This is a genomic window from Microbacterium mcarthurae (assembly GCF_046064585.1).
Taxonomy (GTDB): domain Bacteria; phylum Actinomycetota; class Actinomycetes; order Actinomycetales; family Microbacteriaceae; genus Microbacterium; species Microbacterium mcarthurae.
Genome location: NZ_JAROCE010000003.1, coordinates 462394 through 479468, shown reverse-complemented (window position 1 = coordinate 479468; position 17075 = coordinate 462394). Strand labels below are relative to the sequence as shown.

The window sequence follows — 17075 nt, the reverse complement described above, 5'->3', positions numbered from 1 at the left end:
GGAGTTGCGCTCGGTCGGTAGCGTGGCCGGATGGAACCCGACCACCTGCAGACGGCCCGGCTGGAACTCTCGGCCCCGACGACGGCCGATGTCGCGGCGATCCACGCGGCATGTCAGGATGCCGAGATCCAGCGGTACACCACGGTGCCGTCTCCGTACCTCCGCGAGGACGCCGAGCACTTCATCGAGCTGACCGCCGCGTGGTGGGCGGACGGCACACAGCCGACCTGGGCAATCCGTTACGACGGTCGACTCGCCGGGATGATCGGGCTGGCCAAGATCGACACCGGTGCGCCCGAGGTCGGCTACTGGATCGCGCGCGACGCGCGTCGGCAGAACATCGCCGTCGAGGCGGCGACCGCCGTGATCGACTGGGCCTTCGCGGACGACCGGCCCGCCGTCGAGCGTGTCGAATGGCGCGCGGTGGTCGGCAACATCGGTTCCGCCCGGATCGCTCGGCGACTCGGGTTCCGATACGAGGGGCTGCTGCGGCAAGCCCACCTCAACAGCCTCGGCCGCGCCGACCTGTGGATCGGCGGCCTGCTCCGTCAGGACGACCGGACACCGCAGGAGTGGCCGCTCCCCCTGGGCTGACCGCCGCACTACTCCTGCAGAACCCGCCCCACCCGGCATCCGCTTCTCGTCCAACCCGCCGCCGCAGGAGTTGTGCCGGCGCCAGCCCGCGGCAGGGGTTGTGCCGGGGCCAGCCCGCGGCAGGGGTTGTGCCGTCCGCCCCACCGTCGCAGGAGTTGTGCCCGCGCCAGCCCGCGCGGAACTTGTGCCCGCGCCAGCCCGCGCGCCGCACAACTCCGGCAGAACCCGCCCCACCCGGCATCCATCTCCCGGCTAACCCACCGCCGCAGGAGTCGTGCCGGCGCAGACAGGCGCGGCACGGGCCTGTCGGATGTCGGCGGTGGATGCCACGATGGGTCCATGCCGGAGATGCCCGAGGTCGAAGGACTCGTCGAGTTCCTGCGCGGACGCGTCGTGGGGTCGACGTTCACGAAGGCCACGGTCTCGGCCATCAACGCCCTCAAGACCTACGACCCACCGATCAACGCGGTCGTGGGCACGAAGGTGACGGCGGTGGATCGTCACGGGAAGTTCGTCGATCTCGCCACCGACGCCGGCATCCACGTGGTCTTCCATCTCGCGAAGGCCGGATGGCTGCGGTGGTACGACGCGCTGCCGTCGACGCTCATCAAGCCGGGCAAGACGCCGATCGCGCTGCGCGTCGGCTTCGACGACGGGTCCGGGTTCGACCTCACCGAAGCGGGGACCAAGAAGTCGCTCGCGGTGTACGCCGTGCGGTCGCCCGCCGACGTGCCGGGGATCGCGCGGCTCGGTCCCGACCCGCTCGACGGCGCCCTCGACCGCAACGCGTTCGCCGCGCTGTTGGCCGCACGCCGCACGCAGATCAAGGGCGTGCTGCGCGACCAATCGATCATCGCCGGTGTCGGCAACGCGTACTCCGACGAGATCCTCCACGCCGCGAAGATGTCGCCGTATGCCCTCGCCGCGAACCTGTCCGATGCCGAGATCGACACGCTGTACGCGGCGATGATCTCGACGCTGACCGAGGCGATCGAGACCGCCCGGGGCAAGCCGCCGGCGGATCTGAAGGATGCCAAGCGGCGGGGCATGCGCGTGCACGGCCGACGCGGCGAGGCGTGCCCGGTATGCGGCGGCGAGGTGCGCAGCGTCTTCTTCGCCGACAACTCTCTCGAGTACTGCCCCACATGTCAGACGGGCGGCAAGGTCCTCGCCGACAGACGCCTGTCGCGCCTGCTCAAATAGCACGGTTTCGCTCCGAGTCGGCGGGAATGAATCCGTGTCGGCGGTGTTGATTAGACTTCGACCAAGCAACACGTGCTCCGGGGTCGGTGAGAATCCGAACCGGCGGTGACAGTCCGCGAACCCTTCCGCTCCGGCGGTGGGGCCGATCCGGTGGAATTCCGGAACCGACGGTGATGAGGCGAGCGATCTCCTCTAGTCCGGATAGGAGGCAGCACGGTCGGCGCGCCGCGCCGCCCTGCCCTCTTCCCCGCGCACGACGGGAAGGACAGGGAAATGGCATCCGCCGCCGAGACAGACGCGATGCGCCGTGCGCTGCGTCTTGCGCGGAACGGTCCCCGCGGGCTCAACCCGCAGGTCGGCGCCGTCATCCTCTCGCCCTCGGGCGTCGTGCTCGCGGAAGGATTCCATCGGGGCGCGGGCACGCCGCACGCCGAGGTCGACGCACTGTCACAGCTGAAACCCGGCGAGGCCCGCGGAACGACGGCCGTCGTCACGCTCGAGCCGTGCAATCACACGGGGCGCACGGGGCCCTGCGCGGTGGCGCTGCTCGAAGCAGGCGTCGCCCGGGTCGTCTACGCCCTCGATGACCCGACGGATGCCGCCGCGGGCGGTGCCGCCCGCCTGCGGGCGGGTGGTGTCGACGTGGAGGCGGGCCTCGAGCGCGAGAGCGCCGAGGAGCTCATCCGCGACTGGGTCCACCTGCAGCGCACCGGTCGCCCGCGGGTGACGGTCAAGTGGGCGCAGAGCCTCGACGGCCGCGCGGCCGCCGCCGACGGGACCAGCCAGTGGATCACCGGTTCCGCAGCGCGTCGTGACGTGCACGTCCGCCGCGCCGCGGCCGACGCGATCCTGGCGGGCACCGGCACCGTTCTCGCCGATGATCCCGCCCTCACCGCCCGCGACGCCGACGGCACCCTCCTCGAGCAGCAGCCCGTACCCGTCATCGTGGGTGAGACCAGGGTTCCCGAGGATGCCGCCGTCCACCGCCACCCGAAGACCCCGCTGTTCTTCGCCACCCACGATCTCGCGGCGGTGCTCGACGACCTCGGCACCCGCGGCATTCAGTCCGTCTTCGTCGAGGGCGGCCCCACCCTCGAGAGCGCGCTTCTGCGCGAGGGACTTGCGGACGAAGTGCTCGTGTACGTCGCCCCCGTCCTCCTCGGCGGTTCGCGTCTCGCGCTCGGCGAGCTCGGCGTGCCGAGCATCACCGCGGCACGGCGGCTCGAGGTGGCCTCCATCGACGTCCTCGGCGACGACATCCGCGTCGTCGCCCGTCCTGTCCACGACACCCAGGGAGAATCCTGATGTTCACCGGAATCGTCGAAGAGATCGGCGAGATCACCGCCGTCGAGCCGTCCGGAGACGGCGTGCGCGTGACCGTGAAGGCGCCGCTGTCGGTGTCGGATGCCGGCCACGGCGACTCGATCTCGGTCAGCGGCGTGTGCCTCACGGTCGTGGAGCAGGGCCCCGACTGGTTCACCGCCGACGTCATGAAGCAGACGCTCGACATGTCCACGCTCGCCGATGTCGCAGCCGGTCGCCCCGTCAACCTCGAGCGGGCCACCGCGGCGCACGGTCGCCTGGGCGGACACATCGTGCAGGGCCACATCGACGGCACCGGCGTCGTGCGCGAGGTGCGTCCGGGCGCGCAATGGAGCGTCGTGCGCGTCGGCATCCCCGCGGCCCTCGCCCCGCTCGTGGTCGACAAGGGATCCATCGCGATCGACGGCGTCTCGCTCACCGTGAGCGCCGTGAGCGACGCGACCGACCCCGAGCCGTGGCTCGAGGTGTCGCTCATCCCCCAGACCCTCGAGGCCACGACCCTCGGCCGCGCCGAGGCGGGCACCCCCGTGAACCTCGAAACCGACATCCTGGCCCGGCACGTGCAGCGCCTGCTGGCCTTCCGCAGCACCGAGAACCCCGCGGCGCCCGCCGCATCGACCGAGAGGGGCTCCGCATGAGCCTGTCCACCATCCCCGAGGCCCTCGAGGCCCTGCGCGCCGGCCGACCCATCCTCGTCGCCGACGATGAGAATCGCGAGAACGAAGGCGATGTCGTCATCTCCGCGCAGCTGGCCACCCCCGAGTGGCTGGCCTGGACCGTCCGGTGGTCCAGCGGCTACGTCTGCGCCCCGATGCCGGCCGACTGGGCCGACCGCCTCGATCTGCCGCCGATGGTCGAGGTCAACCAGGACGCCCGCGGCACCGCCTACACGGTCAGCGTCGACGCCGCAGAGGGCGTCGGCACAGGGATCAGCGCCGCCGACCGCGCGCGCACGCTGAACGTCCTCGCCGACCCCGATGCGGTACCCGCGAGCCTCATCCGCCCCGGGCACGTGCTGCCCTTGCGCGCGGTTGACGGCGGCGTGCGCGAGCGCGCCGGACACACCGAGGCGGCGGTCGACCTCATGCGTCTGGCCGGCCTCGAGCCGGTCGGCGCGATCGCCGAGGTGGTGGCCGAGGACGGCAGCATGATGCGCCTGCCCGGGCTGATCGAGCTCGGCGAGCGCGACGGCGTGCCGGTCATCACGATCGAGCAGCTCATCGCCCACCTCAACGAGGTCGAGCCCCTGCAGGGCGCGTCGGCGCCCCGCCGCCGCGTGAGCCTGCGTGCCGAGGCCAACGTCCCCACCTCGCACGGGACCTTCCGGTTCCTGGCGTACAAGGATCGCATCACCGGTACCGACCACGTCGCCGTGGTCTCCGGCGACCTGACCGAGAAGGCCCCGCTCGTGCGCGTGCACTCGGAGTGCCTGACGGGCGAGGCGTTCGGTTCGCTCAAGTGCGAGTGCGGTCCTCAGCTGGATGCCGCGCTCGACACGATCGATCGTGACGGGGGCATCGTGATCTACATGCGCGGCCACGAGGGTCGCGGCATCGGCCTCATCAACAAGCTCCGCGCCTACAGCCTGCAGGAGCGCGGGCTCGACACCGTCGACGCCAACCTGGCTCTCGGACTCCCCGCCGACGCCCGCGACTACGCCGCCGCCGCCGGCATCCTCGCCGACCTCGGTGTGGAGCAGGTCCGCCTGCTGACGAACAACACCGACAAGGTCGCCCAGTTGCGCGGCTTCGGCCTCGACGTCGTCGAGCAGGTTCCTCTGCTCGTGGGCGTCGGACCCAACAACCACCAGTACCTCGAGACCAAGCGCGACCGCATGGGTCACGTCATCGACGAGGACGAACTGCGCGACGCGCTCGCGCACATGAAGGAAGGACTCTCCTGATGGCGGGAAGCGGAGCACCCGAGACCGGCGGCATCGACGCGACGGGACTGAACGTCGTCGTCGTCGCGGGCACCTGGCACGAGGTCATCACCGACGGACTGATCGCCGGGGCGAAGCGCGTCCTGGATGCCACGGGCGCGACGTACCGTGTAGTGCGCGTGCCGGGCTCGTTCGAGCTGCCCGTGGCCGCTGTCGCGGCGTTCGAGGGCGGGGCCGACGCGGTCGTGGCTCTGGGCGTCATCATCCGGGGCGGTACCCCGCACTTCGAGTACGTGTCCTCGGCGGCGACGGACGGGCTCACCCGTGTCGCGATCGATGCCGGGAAGCCCGTGGGGTTCGGCGTTCTCACCCTCGACGACGAGCAACAGGGCCTGGACCGCGCAGGCCTCGAAGGATCCAAGGAAGACAAGGGGGCCGAGGCGGCCGATGCCGCCCTCCGCACCGCTCTCGTCCTGCGCGACCTGCGCGGGTGACGACGCCGGTGAGGCGCGCCCACCGCGGTGAGGCGCGCCTTGCTGGCGCCGGCGGGGCGGCATCCCTAATCTGACGGTCATGGAGATCCTGCGTCACGTCGTCGTCCTGGTCCACCTCGTCGGGTTCGCCGTCCTGTTCGGCGCGTGGGTCGTCGAGGCCGTGGCCCGCCGCGTCCAGGTGACGCGTCTGATGAGCTACGGCATGGTGATCGCCCTCCTCTCCGGGCTCGCTCTCGCGGCCCCGTGGGGGATCGATTACGACCTCAACTACGCCAAGATCGGCACCAAGCTCGTCGTTCTCATCATCATCGGCGCGCTGCTGGGCATCGGCTCGGCCCGCCAGAAGCGCACCGGGGCGGTGCCGCCCGTGCTGTTCTGGCTCGTGGGTCCGCTGACGCTCCTGAACGCCGCGCTCGCCGTCCTCTGGCGCTGATCGAGTCCGCCCCGTCCAGCGCCTAGACTGGAGGGTCTGGACCCTCACCCGGGTCCTCCCCGGTGACCCCCGCCGCGCGTCCGGACCCGCGCACCTGCCCGTCCGATCCCGCGCCACCGCTGCGCCCCCACGACGGACGCGATGAATCGATCTCTCGTCAGGCAGTCATGACTTCCCCCTCCCCCACCGTCCGCTCGTCGTCGGCCCCCGCCAATCCGCGCTCGCGCGTCATCACCGCGAGCCTCATCGGCACCACGATCGAGTTCTACGACTTCTACGCGTACGCCACCGCGGCGGTCCTCGTCTTCCCGATCCTCTTCTTCCCGACGGGCAACGAGACCACCTCGCTCCTCCTGTCGTTCAGCGTCTTCGGTGCCGCCATGGTCGCGCGCCCCCTCGGCGCCGTCGTCTTCGGCCACTTCGGCGACCGGTTCGGCCGCAAGGCCACCCTCGTGGCATCCCTCCTGACGATGGGGATCGCGACGTTCCTCATCGGATGCCTGCCCACCTACAACGACATCGGCGTGTGGGCCGCCGTCCTGCTGCTGATCATGCGCCTCGCGCAGGGCTTCGCCCTCGGCGGCGAATGGTCCGGAGCAGCGCTCGTCGCCACCGAGAACGCCCCCAAGGGAAAGCGCGCCTGGTACGGCACCTTCCCGCAGCTGGGCGCGCCGATCGGCTTCATCATCGCCAACGGCATCTTCCTCGCCATCAACTTCGCCCTCCCCCACCCCGACGGCACCGCGCAACGCTCCGCGGAGTTCCTCGAATGGGGATGGCGCATCCCGTTCCTGTTCTCCGCCGTGATGGTGATCGTCGGGCTGTGGGTGCGACTCAAGCTCGTCGAGAGCGACTCCTTCGCGAAGGCGGAGAAGAGCGGCGTGATCCGCAAGTTCCCGCTCGGCGAGGTCATCCGCCGCAACTGGGTGCAGCTGATCCTCGGCACGTTCATCATGCTCGCGACCTACGTGCTCTTCTACCTCATGACGAGCTTCACGCTGTCGTACGGCACCAAGCCGACGCTCGAGGGCGCGGCCGCCGCGGCGGAAACGGCTGGAACCGCCTTCGACGCGTCGACGTACGTTCCCGGTCTCGGATTCGGCTACACCGACTTCGTCATCATGCAGATCATCGGCGTGGTCTTCTTCGGCATCTTCACGATGCTGTCGGGCCCGATCGCCGACCGCATCGGCCGTAAGCGCCTCCTCATCGGGGTGACGATCGCGATCATCGTGTTCGGTCTGACGTTCGCCTTCTTCCTGCTGCCGCAGGCCGACCCCGCCCTCACGCGCGTGTACGTGCAGGCCTTCCTCATCCTCGGGTTCCTGCTCATGGGCTCCACGTTCGGCCCGATGGGCGCGGTGCTGCCCGAGCTGTTCCCGACGAACACCCGCTACACCGGCTCGGCGATCTCGTACAACGTCTCGTCGATCCTGGGTGCCGCGCTCGCCCCGATCGTGGCGGTGGCGCTGTGGGCCGCGGGCGACGGCAACCCGTGGCTCGTGGGCGCCTACCTGTCGGCCATGGGCGTGCTCACCCTCATCGCCCTCGTGCTCTCGCCCGAGACGAAGGACGTCGACTACGACGACAACCTCGCCGCGGGAGCGACCGCGCCGTAGCCGCAGGCGAGCGGACGATCGGATGCCACGGGGCCCGGGCCTCGTGGCATCCGTTCTCGGGGCGCCCGACGCACGCCGACCGAGGTACGGTCGAAAGACCCGTTCTACTACCGAGGTGAGCATGTCCGTTCCCGCCCGCGGCCGCCGCGGCCGTCGCGCCGCCGAGGGTCCCCGCGCGTCCGTCCGTCAGTTGCTGCCCTTCCTGCTCGAGCACACGCGCGCGCTCGTCGTCGTGGCGGTGCTCAGCATCCTCGGCGCCGGAGCGACGCTCGTGCAGCCCGTTCTCGTGGGCGAAGTGATCTCCCGCGTGCAGGAGTCCTTGCCGCTCGGCGCCCTCGTCTGGCTCCTCGTGGGCTTCGTGGTGCTGTCCTCGCTCATCTCGGGGTATCAGCACTACCTGCTGCAGCGCACGGGCACCGCCGTCGTGTACTCCAGCCGGCGGCGCCTGATCGCCCGCATCCTGCACCTGCCGATCAGCGAGTTCGACGCCCGTCGCACGGGCGACCTCGTCTCGCGCGTCGGCACCGATACGACCCTGCTCTACGCCGTCCTCACGCAGGGACTGGCGGATGCCGTCGGCAACGCGCTCATCCTCGTCGGCGCGATCATCGCGATGGCGTTCATCGACCCGCTGCTGCTCGGCCTGATCGCCCTCGTCCTCGGTGTGTCGATCGCGACCGTGGGAGTGCTGAGCACGCGCATTCGCGCCGCGTCGGCCGCCCAGCAGGCGAAGGTCGGCGAGCTGGCGTCGGGCGTCGAGCGCGCCGTCGGATCGATCCGTACGATTCGCGCCGCGGGCGCGACAGAGCGCGAGGTCGCGTCCGTCACCGACGCCGCCACCGAGGCGTATGGCGCGGGCGTACGCATCGCGAAGGTATCGGCTCTCATCGTCCCCGTGGCCGGCATCGCCCTGCAGGTGTCGCTCCTGGTGGTGCTCGGCGTGGGCGGGTTCCGCGTGGCATCCGGGGCCATCGACGTCGCGGCGCTCGTGACGTTCGTGATCTTCCTGTTCCTCCTGATCCAGCCCCTCGCGTCCGCCATCGGCGCGATCACGTCGGTGAACCAGGCGCTGGGTGCGCTCGGGCGCATCCAGGAGGTGCTCGACCTCCCGCTGGAGGAGGACGGCGACCGGCCCCGTTCCTCGGAACCCCGCCCGGATGCCGCGGCGATCGAGTTCCGCGACGTTCGCTTCCGCTACCCGGACCACGTCATCCAGGCGCGCGAGGCCGCCGCTCGCGAGGCGCGCAACGTGCTCGCGCAGGCGCACCTCGACCGGGCCGCGGACGAGACCGCCGCCGAGGCGGAGGAGAGCGAACGGGAAGTGCTGCGCGGGGTGTCGTTCACCGTTCCCCGCGGGTCTCGCGTCGCCCTCGTCGGCCCGTCGGGCGCGGGGAAGAGCACCGTGCTCTCCCTCGTCGAGCGGTTCTACGATCCCACCGGCGGCGCGATCCTCGTCGACGGCATCGATGCCCGTGAGCTCCCCCGCGACGAACTGCGCGCGCGCTTCGGCTACGTCGAGCAGGACGCCCCGACCCTGGCCGGCACGATCGCCGACAACCTCCGGCTGGCCTCGCCCGAGGCATCCGACGCCGACTGCGAGCGCGTGCTGCGTGCCGTGAACCTCGGCGATGTGCTCGAACGCAGTCCGCTCGGCGTGGACGCGCCCGTCGGCGAAGACGGCGTCATGCTCTCGGGCGGCGAACGCCAGCGGCTCGCGATCGCGCGCGCACTGCTGGCCGCTCCCCCGGTGCTGCTGCTGGACGAATCGACCTCATCCCTCGACGGCGTGAACGAACAGCGCATGCGCGACGCGATCGACGCCGTCGCCACCGGCCGCACGCTGCTGGTCATCGCCCACCGCCTGTCGACCGTGGTCGACAGCGACCTCATCGTGGTGCTCGAGAACGGCCGCGTGGTCGGGCAGGGCACGCACAGCGAGCTCGTGGCATCCGTTCCCCTCTACCGCGATCTCGCGAAGCACCAGCTTCTGGTGTGAGCCCCCGTGCGCGGCCGCGCGGCGGGATGAGCCCGGGGGACGGTGCCGCCCTCCCGCCTCCCGCATAAACGCGGTCCCCGCGCGGAAACGCGATGCGCACGCGTTTATGCGCGCGGAGAGCGTTTATGCGTGAAGGGCGCCGCTCCCGCAGGTCGCAGAGCGCGCGTCCGCGTACAGGACGACGCCCCTCCCGCGCGCCAAGAGCAGGGAGGGGCGTCGAGTCGGGGGCCCGGCCCGCGCCGCGATGCGCGGAGCGAGGCGAGCGGGTCGGAGGATCAGACCCGCTGCAGGCGGTACCGCAGCGCAGCGAGCTCGGTGCGCAACGCGGCGGGGAGGTGGCTGCCGAAGGTGTCGAAGAACTCCTCGGTGAGGTCGGCCTCGGCCAGCCACGATTCCGTATCGATCGCGAACAGCTCGGCCAGGTCGGCCTCGGGGAGGTCGAGACCGGTGAGATCGAGATCCTCGACGCGGGGCAGACGCCCGATGGGGCTGTCCACGGCTTCCACCTGGCCGTCGATGCGGCGGATGATCCAGTCGATCACGCGCGCGTTGTCGCCGAAACCGGGCCACAGGAAGCGGCCGTCGTCGCCCTTGCGGAACCAGTTGACCTGGAAGATGCGCGGGGCGCGATCGAAGCGGAGCTTCTCGCCCACCTTGAGCCAGTGACCGAAGTAGTCGCCCATGTTGTAGCCGCAGAACGGCAGCATCGCGAACGGGTCGCGGCGCAGCTCGCCGACGGTCCCCTCTTGCGCGGCGGTCTTCTCGCTCGACACCGTCGAGCCGAGGAAGACGCCGTGCGACCAGTCCGTGGCCTCCAGCACGAGCGGCACGTTCGTGGCGCGCCGGCCGCCGAACAGGATGACATCCAGCGGAACGCCCTCGGGGGTCTCCCAGTCGTCCGCGATCTGCGGGCACTGCGCGGCGGCGACCGTGAAGCGGGAGTTGGGGTGCGCGGCGGGGCGACCCGACGCGGGCGTCCAGTCGTTGCCCTCCCAGTCGGTGAGGTGCGGCGGCGCCTCGTCGGTCAGGCCCTCCCACCACACGTCGCCATCGGGACGCAGGGCGACGTTGGTGAAGATCGTGTTGCCCCACAGCGTCTCAACCGCGGTGACGTTCGTCGACTCCCCCGTGCCGGGGGCGACACCGAAGAACCCCGCCTCGGGGTTGATCGCCCACAGACGCCCGTCCTCACCGGGGCGGATCCACGTGATGTCATCGCCGAGCGTCTCGACCCGCCAGCCGGGGATCGTCGGCCGCAGCATCGCGAGGTTCGTCTTGCCGCACGCCGACGGGAACGCCGCGGCGACGTGGTACGCCTTGCCCTTCGGGTCGATGACGCGGATGAGCAGCATGTGCTCGGCGAGCCACCCCTCGTCACGGCCGATGACCGAGGCGATGCGCAGGGCGAAGCACTTCTTCGCCAGGATCGCGTTGCCGCCGTACCCCGACCCGTACGACCAGACCTCGAGGGTGTCGGGGAAGTGCACGATGTACTTCTCGTCGTTGCAGGGCCAGGCGACGTCGGCCTCGCCCGGCGCGAGCGGAGTACCGACCGAGTGGACCGTCTTGACCCACGGCGCGCCCGCGGCGATCTGCTCGAGCACCGCGGTCCCGACGCGCGTCATGATGCCGATGGATGCCACGGCGTACGCGCTGTCGGTGACCTGGACGCCGATGTGGCTGAGCGGACCACCGACGGCTCCCATCGAGAAGGGAACGACGTACATGGTGCGCCCGCGCATCGAGCCCTCGAAGACGCCGTCGAGCGTCTGGCGGATCTGGGCCGGAGCGATCCAGTTGTTGGTGGGCCCGGCATCCTCTTCGCGCTCGGAGGCGATGTAGGTGCGCGACTCGAGGCGGGCGACGTCGCTGGGGTGCGAGCGGGCGAGGTACGAGCCGGGCCGCCACTCGGGGTTCAGCTTGATGAGCTTGCCCTCGTCGACCATCTCTCGCAGCAGGGCGTCGTTCTCGGCCGCCGAACCGTCGACCCAGTGGATGCGGTCGGGCTGGGTGAGCGCGGCGACCTGATCGACCCACGCGGTCAGCGCGGCCAGGCCCGGTCCTTCGAGGGAGGGACGGATGCCGCGACCGGAGGGTCGCGTCGAGTCCGTCGCGGCGGGGCGACCGGACGGACGTCCGGCGAAGATGTCGGCGAGTGCCATGTCGATCTCCTCGATTGAGAGCGAATTCGGTGGTCTTCCTCCACTGTGCGACTTTGTGCACCGACTTTCACCGGTCTTTGCTCGCAAATTCTCCAGTTCTTTCGCTATCGTCAAGGAATGGCGTCGTCGCTCGAACTGACCACTCTCGGACACCGCATCCGGCATCACCGCCTCGCCCGCGGGTTCACCCTCGACGAGTTGGGAGCGCTCGTCGGTGTGGCCGGCAGTCAGCTCAGCCTGATCGAGAACGGCAAGCGGGAACCCAAGCTGTCACTCTTGCAGGAGATCGCCCGCGCGACCGAGACCGAGGTCACCGAGCTCCTCTCGACCGAACCACCGAACCGACGCGCCGCGCTGGAGATCGAGCTGGAACGCGCCCAGTCCAGCCCCTTCTTCCGTCAGCTCGGCATCCCCCCGATCAAGGTCAGCAAAGGCACCAGCGACGAGACGATCGAGGCGGTGCTGGGCCTGCACCGCGAACTGCAGCGGCGGGAGCGCGAGACCATCGCGAGCCCCGAAGAGGCGCGGCGCGCCAATACTGAGCTGCGGCTGCGCATGCGCGGGATCGACAATCACCTGCCCGACATCGAACGGCTCGCCGAGAAGCAGCTCAAGGCCGCCGGACACGGCACTGGCGCACTCACGCACCGCACGGTCAGCATCATGGCCGAGCAGCTCGGCTTCGAACTCATCTACGTCAACGACCTGCCGCACTCGGCCCGCTCGGTCACCGACCTCGAGAACGGGCGCATCTACCTTCCACCGGCATCCATCCCCGGCGGGCACGGCCTACGGTCGATGGCGCTGCAAGCGATGGCGCACCGGCTCCTCGGCCACCGTCCGCCCACCGACTACGCGGATTTCCTCCAGCAGCGGCTCGAGATCAACTACTACGCCGCGTGCTGCCTCATGCCCGAGACCAGCTCGGTGGCCTTCCTGACGCAGGCGAAGAAGGACCGCAACCTCGCGGTGGAGGACTTCCGCGACGCGTTCGGCGTCACGCACGAGGCCGCGGCGATGCGCATGACCAACCTCGTGACGACCCACCTCGGCATCCGATTGCACTTCCTGCGCGTCGACGGTGACGGCGCGATCGCCCGCGTGTACGAGAACGACGGGCTGCCCCTGCCGAGCGACGTCACCGGGTCGGTCGAGGGGCAGATCGTGTGCAAGAAGTTCTCGGCGAGAGCGGCGTTCGACGAGCACAACCGGACCACCGAGCATTACCAGTACACCGATACGCCTGTCGGGACGTTCTGGTGCTCCACGCAGACCGGCACGACGACCGACGGCGACTTCTCGATCACGGTGGGCGTGCCTTTCGACGATGCGCGCTGGTTCCGCGGGCGCGAGACGTCGAAACGGGGCGTGTCGCGCTGCCCCGACGAGTCCTGCTGCCGCCGGCCCGATGCCGAGGCCGCCGCGCGCTGGCAGGGCAAGGCGTGGCCGAGCGCACGCGTGCACCGTCACATGTTCTCGCCGCTGCCGCGCGGGATGTTCCCCGGCGTCGACGACGCCGAGGTCTTCGCTTTCCTCGACCGCCACGCCTCCGCCCCCGGCGCCTAGCCCCCGCGCCCCGGTCACCGGGGCGTGAGGTGCCAAGATTTGTCGCCTTCATCGCCCCCGAAGCGACAAATCCTGGCGACTCGCGCGGGGACGATGGCGGATGCCACGGCCCCGCGCCGGGTCGAGGCGGCGGGGCCGTGGCATCCAGGGGTCAGGCGAAGGGGTTCGCGGTCAGCGTGTACTTCGTCTGCAGGTACTCGTGGATGCCCTCGTCGCCGCCCTCGCGGCCGAGGCCGGACTGCTTCCAGCCGCCGAACGGGGCCGCCGCGTTGGAGACGACACCGACGTTCAGGCCCATCATCCCGGTCTCGAGACGCTCGATCATGCGCTGGCCACGCGCGAGCGACTCGGTGAAGACGTACGACACGAGGCCGTACTCCGTGTCGTTGGCGATGCGTACGGCGTCGTCCTCGGTGTCGAAGGGGACGATCGCCAGCACCGGCCCGAAGATCTCTTCGCGCAGGATGTCGCTGCCGGGCTGCACGTCCGACACGACCGTCGGCTCGAAGAAGGTGCCGGGGCCGTCGACGGGCGAGCCGCCGGTGGTCACGGTGGCGCCCCGCTCGACGGCATCCCCGACGAGCGTCTTGGCCTTGTTGACCGCGCGGTCGTCGATGAGGGGCCCGATCTGCACGCCCCCCTCGGTTCCGCGGCCGATCTTCATCGCCTGGACGCGCTCGGTCACGCGGCGCGTGAACTCCTCCACGACGGAGCGCTGCACGATGAAGCGGTTGGCGGCGGTGCACGCCTGGCCGATGTTGCGGAACTTCGCCAGCATCGCGCCCTCGACCGCCTTGTCGAGGTCGGCGTCGTCGAACACGACGAACGGAGCGTTGCCGCCGAGCTCCATCGACGTGCGCAGCACGCCCTGCGCCGCCTGCTGCAGCAGCTTCTGACCGACAGGGGTCGAGCCGGTGAACGACAGCTTCCGCAGGCGCGGGTCGGAGATGATGCGCTCGGAGACGGGGCCGGTGCTCGTGGTGGTCACCACGTTCACAACGCCCGCGGGCACTCCGGCATCCTGCAGGATCTGCGCGAAGAACAGCGTCGTGAGCGGGGTGAGGGTGGCGGGCTTGATGACGATCGTGCAACCGGCGGCGAGCGCGGGGGCGATCTTGCGGGTGGCCATCGCCAGGGGGAAGTTCCACGGGGTGATGAGGTAGCAGGGGCCCACGGGGTGCTGCGTGACGATCATGCGACCGGTGCCCTCGGGGTTGGCGCCGTAGCGACCCTGGGTGTGGGCGGTGACCTCGCTGAACCAGCGGAGGAACTCGCCGCCGTAGCCGACCTCACCGCGCGCCTCGGCGAGGGGCTTGCCCATCTCGAGCGTCATGAGCAGCGCAACGTCTTCCTTGCGCTCCTGCAGCAGGTCGAACGCACGACGGAGGATCTCGGCCCGCTCCCGCGCCGGCGTCGCCGCCCAGGACGGAAACGCGTCGGCCGCGGCATCCATTGCCGCAACGCCGTCGGCGACCGAGGCGTCGGCGATCTCACGGATCACGTCACCGGTGGCCGGGTCGCTGACCTTCACGGTCTTGCCCCCCTCGGCCGGACGCCATTCCCCGGCGATCAACAGGCCGTTGGGTACGGATGCCAGCAGCTCGATCTCACGCGAATCGGTCATGGGTCCTCCTGGGTCGGTGCGGGTCTCCCGCTCATTCTGGTCAGCCGGTGGGGCGGCGCCGATATACGTGTCGTACAAGCGCGACGTTCTGCTCGCCGCCGTGGAGCCCGGGCGCGGCCGGAGCTGCCCCGCCCGGCCCGGCGCGGCCCGGCCCGGCGCGGCCCGGTCCGGCGCGGCCACACCGAGCGCGCTGCATAAACGCGATTCCCGCGCATAAACACGCCGTCCGCGCGTTTATGCGTGCGCATCGCGTTTATGCCGGGGTGGGTGCGGCCTGCGGCGCCGCGAGCGCCGGTGCCGTCGCGCCGTCGAGGAAGCGCTCCAGCGCCTGCGGTTCCGAGAGCGGCAGGACGTGGGCGACGTACTGGTCGGGGCGCACCACCACCACGGCCCCCGTGGCGCCGATGCCGCGCTCGGCGAAGATGTCGGCGGTCGTCCAGGCCGAGGGCGTCGCGGCGAACACCTTCTCGAGATCGGTGAGCCCGAGCGGTCCCGAGCGCGGTCGGAAGAGCGCCGGCACGTCGGTGACGTCCTCCCACCGTCCGGGGTACACGGCCTTCGCGTCGAACACCGCGTCGAGATCGGCACCCGCGGGCGTGAACCGCTCGACGATCCCGCGTGCGGCCTCGGCCCACTTCCGCAGCGCCGTGCCGTCGGCATCCGCGAAGGCGTACAGCCGCCAGCGCCCGTCGGCGCGCGCGTGGTGGCCGAGGTGCACGGGGTTGCCGTCGCACACTCGAACGACCTCGACACTCTTGAAGCGCTTCCCGACCGGGAATCCGGATGCCAGCTCCTGAGCCGCGTCCGCCCCGATGATCGGCGACGGACCGTACTGCGTCATGAACCCCGACGGGAACTCGGCGGTGGCGAGGTAGTACGTCGACAGCTCGTCGGGGTCGGTGATCTCGCCGGGCTTGCGCGCCATCAGCGACGACCATTCCCGGTCGAAGTCGATGAGCTGCTGTGCGACGGGGCGGCGCTCTGCGTCGTACGTCCGCAACAGATCGGTCGGCGCGAGGCCGGTCAACACGTGACCGAGCTTCCAGCCGAGGTTGAAGCCGTCCTGCATCGACACGTTCATGCCTTGCCCGGCCTTCGCACTGTGCGTGTGGCAGGCGTCGCCGGTGAGGAACACGCGCGGGTTGTCGAGGTCGTCGACGAACTGGTCGGTGACGCGGTGCCCCACCTCGTACACGCTGTGCCAGGCGACCTGCTTCACATCGATCGAGTAGGGGTGCAGGATCTCGTTCGCGCGGCGGATGATCTCCTCGAGGGGGGTTCGCCGCACCCGGTGGTCGTCGTCGTCGGCGACCTCTCCGAGGTCGATATACATGCGGCTGAGGTACCCGCCCTCGCGCGGGATGTGGAGGATGTTGCCGGCGGCGGCGTTGATCGCGCACTTGATGCGCCAGTCCGGGAAGTCGGTCTCGACGAGGACGTCCATGACTCCCCACGCGTGCTGGGCGGCGGCGCCGGCGTGCGTCCGGCCGATCGCCTGCCGTACGCCGCTGCGCGCACCGTCGCACCCCGCGACATACTTCGCGCGGACCGTCCGCTCGCCGCTGGCATCCTTCACCCGCACCTCGACGTCGTCGGCGCGGACGGTGAGCCCCAGGAACTCCACGCCGTAATCGGGCACGATGCGCGCCGGGCCGTGGGCGGCCGCTTCGGCGAAGTAGTCCAGGACGCGCGCCTGGTTGACGATCAGGTGGGGGAACTCGCTGATCTTGAGGGCGTAGTCCTCGGTGCGGGTGGTGCGCACGATGCGCTCGGGCGCGGCCGGGTCGGGGGCCCAGAAGTTCATCCAGCCGATGTTGTAGGCCTCGGCGGTGATGCGGTCGGCGAAGCCGAACGCCTGGAACGTCTCGACGCTACGGGGCTGGATGCCATCGGCCTGACCGAGCACGAGCCGCCCGTCACGCTTCTCGATGAGGCGGGTCGTGACCTGCGGGAACTGCGACATCTGCGCGGCGAGGAGCATTCCCGCAGGCCCCGACCCGACGATCAGCACGTCGACCTCGTCGGGGAGTTCCGCCGGTCGGTCGATACCGGTGCCCGCGGCGGGCTGGATGCGCGGGTCGCCGGAGACGTAGCCGTGATGGTGGAACTGCATGGTTCTCCTGACGTCGATGTCGGGTTGCGGGGCCGTCCGTTGCTGTTCTATATTCGAACGCGACGT

At 70.5% G+C, this 17075-nt stretch carries 13 protein-coding genes and 1 riboswitch; of the genes, 10 read left to right on the top strand and 3 right to left on the bottom strand.

Annotation, left to right across the window (positions count from 1 at the left end):
• Positions 1-30: 30 nt before the first annotated feature.
• The 9 genes from P5G46_RS12325 (at position 31) to P5G46_RS12285 (ending at position 9544) form a co-directional block, all read left to right on the top strand.
• Positions 31-594 (top strand): GNAT family N-acetyltransferase, encoded by a 564-nt coding sequence (locus tag P5G46_RS12325; RefSeq protein ID WP_239274963.1) that lies wholly within the window; start codon positions 31-33, stop codon positions 592-594.
• Positions 595-933: 339 nt separating this feature from the next.
• On the top strand, positions 934-1797 hold the full coding sequence (locus P5G46_RS12320) for an Fpg/Nei family DNA glycosylase (RefSeq protein ID WP_408905801.1): 864 nt from the start codon (positions 934-936) through the stop codon (positions 1795-1797).
• A 69-nt stretch (positions 1798-1866) separates the two neighbouring features.
• A riboswitch (FMN riboswitch) is annotated at positions 1867-2015 on the top strand.
• 55 nt (positions 2016-2070) lie between these two features.
• The gene (gene ribD, locus P5G46_RS12315; RefSeq protein ID WP_408905800.1) at positions 2071-3102 is read left to right on the top strand and encodes a bifunctional diaminohydroxyphosphoribosylaminopyrimidine deaminase/5-amino-6-(5-phosphoribosylamino)uracil reductase RibD; all 1032 of its coding nucleotides are present in this window, start codon (positions 2071-2073) and stop codon (positions 3100-3102) included.
• Positions 3102-3758 carry a riboflavin synthase gene (locus P5G46_RS12310; protein ID WP_408905799.1) on the top strand — a complete coding sequence of 219 codons (657 nt, stop codon included), beginning with the start codon at positions 3102-3104 and terminating at the stop codon, positions 3756-3758. Before ribD ends, P5G46_RS12310 begins: the two co-directional genes overlap by 1 nt.
• Positions 3755-5023, top strand: a complete 1269-nt coding sequence (gene ribA, locus P5G46_RS12305; RefSeq protein WP_408905798.1) for a GTP cyclohydrolase II — start codon at positions 3755-3757, stop codon at positions 5021-5023. Before P5G46_RS12310 ends, ribA begins: the two co-directional genes overlap by 4 nt.
• Positions 5023-5496 (top strand): 6,7-dimethyl-8-ribityllumazine synthase, encoded by a 474-nt coding sequence (ribH, locus tag P5G46_RS12300; RefSeq protein WP_022879280.1) that lies wholly within the window; start codon positions 5023-5025, stop codon positions 5494-5496. The genes ribA and ribH overlap by 1 nt, the downstream gene beginning before the upstream one ends.
• A gap of 79 nt (positions 5497-5575) precedes the next feature.
• The gene (locus tag P5G46_RS12295; protein WP_375094617.1) at positions 5576-5929 is read left to right on the top strand and encodes a Fe-S protein; all 354 of its coding nucleotides are present in this window, start codon (positions 5576-5578) and stop codon (positions 5927-5929) included.
• A 167-nt stretch (positions 5930-6096) separates the two neighbouring features.
• Positions 6097-7548: an MFS transporter gene (locus P5G46_RS12290; RefSeq protein ID WP_239274956.1), complete on the top strand. Its 1452-nt coding sequence runs from the start codon at positions 6097-6099 to the stop codon at positions 7546-7548.
• 121 nt (positions 7549-7669) lie between these two features.
• Positions 7670-9544, top strand: coding sequence for an ABC transporter ATP-binding protein (locus P5G46_RS12285; RefSeq protein WP_375094618.1), 1875 nt, complete (start codon positions 7670-7672; stop codon positions 9542-9544).
• Between the two features lie 275 nt (positions 9545-9819).
• Here P5G46_RS12285 and P5G46_RS12280 read toward each other — a convergent pair whose 3' ends face one another.
• The gene (locus P5G46_RS12280) at positions 9820-11706 is read right to left on the bottom strand and encodes a phosphoenolpyruvate carboxykinase (GTP) (RefSeq protein ID WP_408905797.1); all 1887 of its coding nucleotides are present in this window, start codon (positions 11704-11706) and stop codon (positions 9820-9822) included.
• Positions 11707-11823: 117 nt separating this feature from the next.
• Here P5G46_RS12280 and P5G46_RS12275 point away from each other — a divergent pair, with 117 nt between their 5' ends.
• A complete protein-coding gene (locus P5G46_RS12275) occupies positions 11824-13272 on the top strand; it encodes a helix-turn-helix domain-containing protein (protein WP_408905796.1) in 1449 nt (482 codons plus the stop codon).
• 151 nt (positions 13273-13423) lie between these two features.
• Here P5G46_RS12275 and P5G46_RS12270 read toward each other — a convergent pair whose 3' ends face one another.
• Together P5G46_RS12270 and P5G46_RS12265 are read right to left on the bottom strand one after the other, a co-directional pair.
• The gene (locus P5G46_RS12270) at positions 13424-14896 is read right to left on the bottom strand and encodes an NAD-dependent succinate-semialdehyde dehydrogenase (protein ID WP_408905795.1); all 1473 of its coding nucleotides are present in this window, start codon (positions 14894-14896) and stop codon (positions 13424-13426) included.
• A 253-nt stretch (positions 14897-15149) separates the two neighbouring features.
• Positions 15150-17009 (bottom strand): FAD-dependent monooxygenase, encoded by a 1860-nt coding sequence (locus P5G46_RS12265; protein ID WP_375094621.1) that lies wholly within the window; start codon positions 17007-17009, stop codon positions 15150-15152.
• Between the last annotated feature and the right edge of the window lie 66 nt (positions 17010-17075).

Excerpts from the sequence above, each read along its gene's own strand:
- ribD (WP_408905800.1), top strand. The coding sequence starts at position 2,071 with ATGGCATCCGCCGCCGAGACAGACGCGATGCGCCGTGCGCTGCGTCTT.
- P5G46_RS12275 (WP_408905796.1), top strand. The coding sequence starts at position 11,824 with ATGGCGTCGTCGCTCGAACTGACCACTCTCGGACACCGCATCCGGCAT.
- P5G46_RS12280 (WP_408905797.1), bottom strand. The coding sequence starts at position 11,706 with ATGGCACTCGCCGACATCTTCGCCGGACGTCCGTCCGGTCGCCCCGCC.
- P5G46_RS12285 (WP_375094618.1), top strand. The coding sequence starts at position 7,670 with ATGTCCGTTCCCGCCCGCGGCCGCCGCGGCCGTCGCGCCGCCGAGGGT.
- ribH (WP_022879280.1), top strand. The coding sequence starts at position 5,023 with ATGGCGGGAAGCGGAGCACCCGAGACCGGCGGCATCGACGCGACGGGA.
- P5G46_RS12265 (WP_375094621.1), bottom strand. The coding sequence starts at position 17,009 with ATGCAGTTCCACCATCACGGCTACGTCTCCGGCGACCCGCGCATCCAG.
- ribA (WP_408905798.1), top strand. The coding sequence starts at position 3,755 with ATGAGCCTGTCCACCATCCCCGAGGCCCTCGAGGCCCTGCGCGCCGGC.
- P5G46_RS12320 (WP_408905801.1), top strand. The coding sequence starts at position 934 with ATGCCGGAGATGCCCGAGGTCGAAGGACTCGTCGAGTTCCTGCGCGGA.
- P5G46_RS12290 (WP_239274956.1), top strand. The coding sequence starts at position 6,097 with ATGACTTCCCCCTCCCCCACCGTCCGCTCGTCGTCGGCCCCCGCCAAT.
- P5G46_RS12295 (WP_375094617.1), top strand. The coding sequence starts at position 5,576 with ATGGAGATCCTGCGTCACGTCGTCGTCCTGGTCCACCTCGTCGGGTTC.
- P5G46_RS12325 (WP_239274963.1), top strand. The coding sequence starts at position 31 with ATGGAACCCGACCACCTGCAGACGGCCCGGCTGGAACTCTCGGCCCCG.
- P5G46_RS12310 (WP_408905799.1), top strand. The coding sequence starts at position 3,102 with ATGTTCACCGGAATCGTCGAAGAGATCGGCGAGATCACCGCCGTCGAG.
- P5G46_RS12270 (WP_408905795.1), bottom strand. The coding sequence starts at position 14,896 with ATGACCGATTCGCGTGAGATCGAGCTGCTGGCATCCGTACCCAACGGC.